The organism is Streptomyces hazeniae (genome assembly GCF_031845485.1).
Lineage (GTDB): Bacteria > Actinomycetota > Actinomycetes > Streptomycetales > Streptomycetaceae > Streptomyces > Streptomyces hazeniae.
This window is the reverse complement of sequence record NZ_JAVREQ010000262.1, coordinates 1-383: the sequence shown is the minus strand read 5'-3', so window position 1 is coordinate 383 and position 383 is coordinate 1. Positions and strand designations below refer to the sequence as shown.

Genomic DNA, 383 nt, shown 5'->3' with positions numbered 1-383 from the left:
CTCGGCGAGCAGTGCGTCGTGCAGCAGCCTGCCCTTCAGCGCATGCGCGGCGGTGGTGCCGATTCCCGCGATCACGGTCTGATCCGGCCCCGCCGATCCGGATGACAATCCAGATGAAACGCTTCGTACCTCGTCGATGCACCGCGCCACCGCGGCACGGATCGTGGCCGCGCCGTCGGCCTCCAGGAGCGTCATCCCGGTCATCGCATGACCGCCCGTACCGGCTTCACCTGTCGCCCGGCCGGCGCACCGACCACCTCCCCCTTCTCGTAGACCAACTGGCCGCGCAGATAGGTGGCGACCACACTGCCGGTCAGTTCCCACCCGTGATAGGGCGTGACGTTGTGCTTGGAGTGCAGGCTGGCCTGGTCCAGGACCACCTC

At 68.1% G+C, this 383-nt stretch carries 1 protein-coding gene and 1 pseudogene; both read right to left on the bottom strand.

The window, feature by feature from the left end; all coding sequences use genetic code 11:
- Window positions 1-195 (bottom strand): hypothetical protein (locus RM572_RS29635; RefSeq protein ID WP_311676420.1); only part of this gene is annotated, 195 nt, incomplete at its 3' end.
- A gap of 5 nt (window positions 196-200) precedes the next feature.
- Window positions 201-383 (bottom strand): annotated as a pseudogene (locus RM572_RS29630) (hypothetical protein); the annotation flags it as partial.